Origin of the sequence: Pedobacter sp. UBA5917 (genome assembly GCF_002432345.1) — a bacterium.
In the GTDB taxonomy this organism is placed as follows: Bacteria; Bacteroidota; Bacteroidia; order Sphingobacteriales; family Sphingobacteriaceae; genus Pedobacter.
Genome location: NZ_DJDT01000160.1, coordinates 1 through 7,522, shown reverse-complemented (window position 1 = coordinate 7,522; position 7,522 = coordinate 1). Strand labels below are relative to the sequence as shown.

Sequence of the window (7,522 nt, the reverse complement as noted above, 5' to 3'; positions counted from 1 at the left end):
TGTCAGATGGTAACATCTGACAGCACCTTAACAAATTGTCTTCAAAGCGCTTGCTTCTTTACCTTTGAGATACTTTTGTTTTTCAGATCCGAAGCTTGCTTTCTCATTTGCTCTAAGGAAACTTTGTACTTTTTTAAGTTGGCTTGTTGCCCCAACTGATCCATTTCCAAAAATGATATTTTGTAGTTCATTTTTAATACTTTTCATTAAAAGCCTGTAACCTAAGATAATAAAATTATTCTTTTTAGATAAAATACCGTTTATTATCAGAAAGTAACATCTGACAGCGCTTAAGTCTGTATCACCCCTACATTAAACTTTTTGGTAATCGGTGATTGGTTGGCCGCCTCAATCCCAATTGAAATTACTTTTCTCGTTTCCAATGGATCGATAATTCCATCTACCCAAAGCCTTGATGCTGCATAATATGGCGTGGTTTGGCTATCGTATTTATCAGTAATTTCTTTTAATAATTCGGCTTCTTTCTCGGGTGTAACCACCTCTCCTGTTGCTTTTAAAGAGGCCTGCTGAATCTGTAATAGTGTTTTTGCCGCCTGCGAACCGCCCATTACGGCAATTTTGGCTGTTGGCCAGGCGTAAATCAATCGCGGATCGTAAGCTTTACCGCACATGGCATAATTACCTGCACCATAAGAGTTACCTAATACAATGGTAAATTTTGGCACTACAGAATTGGCCACAGCATTAACCATTTTGGCACCATCTTTTATAATGCCACCATGTTCTGAACGGCTGCCGACCATAAAACCGGTAACATCCTGCAAGAATACCAACGGAATTTTCTTCTGGTTGCAATTCATGATAAAACGCGAGGCCTTATCAGCACTATCAGAATAAATTACCCCGCCAAACTGCATCTCCCCTTTTTTGGATTTGACCACTTTACGCTGGTTGGCAACGATACCTACTGCCCAGCCATCAATACGGCCCAAACCGCAGATAATACTCTGACCATAACCCTGTTTGTATTCTTCGAACTCAGATCCATCAACCAGGCGGTTAATTACATCCATCATTTCGTAAGGTTTATCCCTGTTTTCGGGGAAGATACCATATAGTTCTTCCTCTTTTTCTTTCGGTTTAACAGCGGCAATGCGATCGAAACCTGCATTTTCCGGAGCACCAAGCATGCCCATGATATTTTTGATGCTATCTAAACAGGCCTGATCGTTAGGATGTTTATAATCGGTAACACCCGATATTTCGCAATGCGTGGTTGCCCCGCCCAGAGTTTCGTTATCAACTTCTTCGCCAATGGCCGATTTTACAAGATAAGAACCCGCTAAAAATACCGAACCGGTTTTATCTACAATCATGGCTTCATCACTCATAATAGGCAGGTAAGCTCCTCCAGCCACACAGGCACCCATGATAGCAGAAATCTGTACAATACCTTCTGACGACATGATGGCATTGTTGCGGAACATCCGTCCAAAATGTTCTTTATCAGGAAAAATCTCGTCCTGCATTGGTAGGTATACCCCGGCGCTATCAACCAGGTAAATTACCGGCAAGCGGTTTTCCATGGCAATTTCCTGTGCGCGTAGGTTTTTCTTGGCCGTCATCGGGAACCAGGCACCGGCTTTTACAGTAGCATCGTTAGCCACAATCATACATTGCCTGCCGCTTACGTAGCCTATACCGCATACCACACCTGCAGATGGGCATCCGCCCTGTTCTTTATACATGCCATCGGCAGTAAAAGCGCCAACCTCTAAAAAATTGGAATCTTTATCGATTAAATAGGCAATGCGCTCGCGGGCCAAAAGTTTTCCTTTCTCTTTTTGTTTAGCGGCATTTTTTTCGCCCCCACCGAGATAGATTTTTTTGAGTTTGGTTTTCAGTTCGTAAACCAACTGTTTGTTCACATCCTCGTTTTTATTGAATTCGATATTCATGGAGGCAATTTAAATTTAATTTTAGAAAAACAGCATTGACCAAATCGGTTTCTGGTCTACAGGGTTGTTTAACCGCAAAGTGGGCCAAATTTTTATTAACTACAAAACACTTATTTTTTAACCACAGAGATCATAGAGAAAAAATACAGAAGACATGGAGTTGGGCGATTAAATCTCCGTGTTTTCCGTGCATCCCCGCCTGAATTATCGGGCAGGCGTGGCTTTTTAACCGCAAAGCATGCAAAGACAGGTCGCTGAGATCGCTAAGCTTTTATTAAACGCTTAACGTTAACCGCCTATTTCTTAACCACCGAGATCACAGAGAAGAAACACAGAGGACATGGAGTTGGGCGATTAAATCTCCGTGTTTTTCCGTGCATCCCCGCCTGAGTTATCGAGCAGGCGTGGCTTTTTAACCGCAAAGTAAGCAAAGCAAGACAGCAAAGCGCGCAAAGCTTTATTTACATGTCAAGTTAAACGCTAATCGCCAAACGCATAGCGCTAAACTATTTCCCATAAACCACGCCGTCGATCTTTATTTTTTCATATTTTTCGGCCCAGCCTTTGCCTTTAATATACTTTACTTCGGAGGGATGGCCTTTTAAATTGGGATGATAAACGGGATCGAATGAAAAGGTCATTTCATTATCTGATTTCTGCACAACGGTTACTTCGTTATCATTTTCATCCTTTTGACCGGTAGTAAAAAACTTCTCACCTATTTTTGCATTAAAATCAGCTCGGGTGTAGGTTTTGGTCGGATCGCCGGGGTAACTTTCGATGAGTTTGTTGTTCTCATCTATACGCAGATAAAATGTGCTACTGGCATCGCCTCCTACTAAGGAATAAAACTTATAAAAAAGCTTTTTATTGATGCGCACCGTATCTTTTATCTCGGTATACGACATATTGTTCATGTACCATAAATTACCGATCTGCATGGGTAAAAATGAATCGGCAGCAGCATTTTCTTGCTTCTTTTTCTGACAAGAAAGAATAAACAGGCTAACAAGAATTAAACTGAGGTATGTGCTGATTTTTTTCATAAGCATAAATGCATTTAATTAATAACGTTAAAAATCAGCCATACGCTACAGCATAACCAATTAATTGATAAAGTGGTATAAGAAAACTACTTCGCCGTTAAAGGCAGGTTTTTTCTGGTCTTCGATTTCCAGCTCGATGCCCATATTTACCTTAGTTACACCACGGAGATTGATGATAGATGACAATTTGGCTTTTAACCTTACTTTACTGTTTACGGTAACGGGCTGTGCAAACCTTAAACTTTCGATACCATAATTGATTTCCATTTTTAAATTCTGGATATCAACAATCTCTTTCCATAAATAAGGAATTAACGATAGGGTTAAATAACCGTGTGCAATAGTTGCCTTAAACGGACCTTCGTTCTGTGCCCGTTCTTCATCAACGTGTATCCATTGGTGGTCTAATGTAGCATCGGCGAATTTATTGATCTGCTCTTGTGTAATGGTGTGCCATGAAGAAACGCCTAATTCCTTGCCAAGGTGTTGTTCGAATTCTGCGTGGGAGGTAATAATTTGCATTGTTATTTTGTATTAGCGTCAAGCGTTTTGCGCATGGCGGGTTTATAAATTTCTTTTTTTTTGGTTGATGGTTTTATGGTTGATAGATCATGGTTAACTTTCTGCTTATATTTTTGCCATTTGACAATCAACCATGAACCATTTGACCATCAGCAATGAACCATTTGACTATCAACTATGATCCATTAAGTATGAGCTATCAACCATAAAGCGGTAACATGATTAACTTAAATTCTTTTCCCTGAACCAGACTTCGTCCGGAACGGCAGAAAAATCATCCATTTTATTGATCAGGATCTCTGCATCTGCTTCGTTAAAAACAAGGTCGCGGTTAGCAGACTTTAAGAATTTGCGCTGCACCATTATGTCCATCTGGGCAAACAGAGGATCGTAAAAACCATCTACATTTAATACACCGATAGGTTTATTGTGCAGGCCGAGCTGTAACCAGGTAAGCACTTCGAAAAATTCTTCGAGCGTACCGAAACCACCTGGTAAAATTACAAACCCATCACTTAAATCGGCCATTTTCTGTTTTCTCTGGTGCATATTTTCGGTTACGATCATTTCGGTTACACCTTTATGCCCTACTTCTTTATCCATTAAAAACTGTGGGATAATGCCGGTAACCGAACCACCCATTTCGAGTACATCGTTAGCCAAAATACCCATTACCCCAACACTTCCACCACCATACACCATCCTAATCTGTTGTTTAACCAGCGTTTCTGCCAGTTGTTTTATTGCTTTGCGTAATTGTACATCGCCGTTAAAGTTTGATCCACAATACACACAAACCGAATTAAGCTTGTTCATTTAATCTAAAATTTACCGAAGTTAAGATTTTATCGGCTTTCTGTAAATTTTAATTCTGCACAATACCGTTACAACCATTTTATACCGCAAAAAATGATAGAAATTTTGTTTCGTCGTTTTTTCTCCCAGGAACATTTAGCCTTTGTTAAATAAACCTGATAGAACGGAAAGCCCGGAGCGAAGTATGAGTGAGGACTTGGAGGGATAGCAGGGCTGCCGGCAGCCATCAACACTGAACTGTTCATTTTCAAAATAATATCGACCACCTAAATCACCTCAGGGCATCTAAGAAGGTTGTTTTTGAAATAAACCTGATAGGTTTGGTAGATACAAAAAAAGGAATGGCATAAATACCATTCCTTTTAATCAAATATATTGGGAAAAAGATTATTTCATTTTTTTAGAAGTTATAACGGATTGTTGCTCCGTAAGTTCTTGGATCGCCCAAAACACCTGCATATAAACCAGAGTTACCTGCAGCAGCCTGTAACTGCTCATAGTAGTTTTTGTTGGCGATGTTTCTGCTCCAAACAAATAATGAGAATTTATCTGATTTAAAACCTAATCTCGCATTAAATAAAGCATAACCTTTAACGTTTAATACGCTAGATGGTGTAGGGTTAGATGAATATTCTGAACGGTAACTGGCATCGCCGGCTATAAAATACCTACCTTCTCTGGTAGCCAGATTACCTGCAGTACTCAATTCTGAACCGCCCGAGATATTCCATTTCGATACACCTGGTAACCTGCCACCCGAAGCATCTTTAAAGGCAACCTGAGTAGCTACACCACCGATATTTTCGGTATGACCTGTTTCTTCTAAAGGAAGTGGTGCATTGGTAAATTTCACATATTTTCCGTCAAGATAAGCTACAGCCGCATTTAAGGTTAAGAACTTTTCTAACTGATAAGTTCCATCTATTTCCAACCCTTTTACCCTAACTTTTTCGGCGTTGGCCAGGTATCCCCTGTTTACACCCAATTGTGGCGACTGAACATTGGTTTGATAATCTTTAATATCGGTATTAAATGCACTGATATTTACAATAGCTCCTTTAAACGGTTTCGTTTTAGCACCTAACTCGTAATGTTGTACATACTCTGGTTTAACAACAGCTACCGATAAATCGGCCGCACCGGTAGAGGTAGTTGGTAAACCACCTACGTTAACACCAACCGGTTTGTAAGCAGTAGAGAAAGTTCCATATACGTTTAAATTATGGCTAGGGCGATAAGATACCGTAAAGTTACCCGATAAATTGTTGTTATCTACTTTAGTTGTAAATTGTTGGTTTGCATATACAGCCGCTTTAAGCGCCAATAATGCAGCATCGGTTGTTTGTAAACCACCATAGGTTGTTCTATCGTAATCAACATCTTTTTTATCATATGTATACCTTAAACCCGGTAAAACGTGGAGATTTTTTAACACTTCCCAATCAACCTGTGCAAAAACAGCCGCACTTAGCGATTTAATGGTAGAGTTGGTTTTAATACCGAAACCATCTAATAAACCCGGAGTTGAGTATAAAGCCTGACTACCTGTATTGCTGGTTTGTACAAATCTCCACTGATCTTTGCCCACTTCTTCTGTTTGTGCCAAACCTTTTAAATTCTGGCCCAATAAATAAACACCGATTACTCCGCTTAACTTGTCGGTTAAGTTACCGGCGTATCTTACTTCCTGCGAGTATTGATCGTGACGCGAATTACCCTGCGATTTGGTTAATGCCGCTACCTCAGAGAAATCCCTGTCGTTGGTCGGATCCCAGTTCCAGAATCTCCAAGCAGTTGTAGAGGTAAGTGTTCCGTTACCGATCTTATAGTCAACATTTACCGAGATACCACCGATCGACTGATTGTGACGCCAAGGTGTATTGGTATTGATCTCTCTTGAAAAAGGATCGATTTTAGGCTGTTGATAACCCAAATCAGAAATAATTTTAGCATACTGGCGGTAAGCGCTTCTTTCGGTTGTGGTAACACCTGCAATTACCAGCGGATAACCTGCCGGGTGCTGAATGCTTACATCACCGCTTAACAATACCTGTAATTTTTCTGAAGGGGTATAATACAACTGACCTTTAAAACCAAGGTTATTCTGTCCGCTGTATTTACGTTCTTCCCTTGTATTCCAGATGGTACCATCGCGTTGTGTACCCGAAATTGAAATTTTTGCTGCAAGATCTTTTGCCAGGGCACCTGAAACAGAAGTTTTAGCCTGGATAAAATTATAATTACCTACGCTTAATTCTACTTTTGCGCTAGGTGTTAAAGTTGGTTTGCTGGTGGTGATGTTAAATGCACCTGCCGTAGTATTTTTACCGAACAAGGTGCCCTGCGGACCACGTAAAATTTCGATCTGCTCAATGTCAAGAAAATCGGTTGAAGTTGCAGCCGGACGTGCGTGGTAAACACCATCCACATAAAAACCTACACCCGGATCAATACCATCGTTGGTTAATCCGAAGGTTGAGCCCAGGCCCCTGATGTTAAGCGTTGTATTTCTGGCGTTCGAAGCGTATAACTGCACCGAAGGAACCAGTTCTTCTAAACGGTTTACGTTAAAGGCACCTGCATTTTCTGCAGCACGGCCACCGATAACGGTTATTGGAATAGGCACATCCTGTAAAACCTCCGAACGGCGGCGTGAGGTTACCACGATTTCATCCAAAAGGGCACTTTCTACCAAAACCAGTTCGATAGGTGTTTCCTGATACCTTAAAATCTGAAAATCCTGTGGCTTATAACCTACCGAACTTACCTGAAGGTAAAATGGCGGTTCCTGTTTTGCATCAATTTTAAAAGCACCGTTATCATCGGCACTTACCGTAATGTTGGTGCCCCTTACTTTTATGGTTGCACGCGGTACCGGCTCACCGTTAGACTTTTTTATAACACCTGTTATTGGACTCTGGGCAAAAGCAATGCTTGCCGAAAGCAAAAATGAAAAGATAAAGAGTAAACTTTTGTTCATGATTTAGTTGATAGTTTGTTTTATTTATTGTTGATTAACGTCCCGTTCGAAAATATTCGATTACTGTTTTAGCATGGCAACAACAACAATAGAAGCGTGATTTTTGATTTGTTCTCATAATTATTATATAAATCCTATAGATTTAGTCGACAAATATATTAAAAAAATCCAACTGCCAAATTTTATTTTGTGATTTTTATATTACTTACATTGATTTGTAAACCTCGCAGGTTTTAAAA

Annotated in this window: 6 protein-coding genes; all 6 read right to left on the bottom strand. The window is 40.2% G+C overall.

What is annotated here, in order from left to right; all coding sequences use genetic code 11:
• Positions 1-27: 27 nt before the first annotated feature.
• The 6 genes from B2V92_RS10110 to B2V92_RS10085 all read right to left on the bottom strand — a co-directional run bounded on the left by B2V92_RS10110 (position 28) and on the right by B2V92_RS10085 (position 7,283).
• Positions 28-207 carry a hypothetical protein gene (locus B2V92_RS10110; RefSeq protein ID WP_293307481.1) on the bottom strand — a complete coding sequence of 60 codons (180 nt, stop codon included), beginning with the start codon at positions 205-207 and terminating at the stop codon, positions 28-30.
• Between the two features lie 83 nt (positions 208-290).
• Positions 291-1,919: an acyl-CoA carboxylase subunit beta gene (locus B2V92_RS10105; RefSeq protein WP_293307479.1), complete on the bottom strand. Its 1,629-nt coding sequence runs from the start codon at positions 1,917-1,919 to the stop codon at positions 291-293.
• Positions 1,920-2,425: 506 nt separating this feature from the next.
• Positions 2,426-2,965 carry a hypothetical protein gene (locus B2V92_RS10100; RefSeq protein WP_293307478.1) on the bottom strand — a complete coding sequence of 180 codons (540 nt, stop codon included), beginning with the start codon at positions 2,963-2,965 and terminating at the stop codon, positions 2,426-2,428.
• 60 nt (positions 2,966-3,025) lie between these two features.
• Entirely contained in the window at positions 3,026-3,487 is a 462-nt protein-coding gene (locus B2V92_RS10095) for a MaoC family dehydratase (protein WP_293307476.1), read from the bottom strand.
• A gap of 222 nt (positions 3,488-3,709) precedes the next feature.
• Positions 3,710-4,303, bottom strand: a complete 594-nt coding sequence (locus tag B2V92_RS10090; RefSeq protein WP_293307474.1) for a TIGR00730 family Rossman fold protein — start codon at positions 4,301-4,303, stop codon at positions 3,710-3,712.
• A gap of 400 nt (positions 4,304-4,703) precedes the next feature.
• Complete coding sequence (locus tag B2V92_RS10085) at positions 4,704-7,283, bottom strand: TonB-dependent receptor (protein WP_293307472.1); 2,580 nt, start codon at positions 7,281-7,283, stop codon at positions 4,704-4,706.
• Between the last annotated feature and the right edge of the window lie 239 nt (positions 7,284-7,522).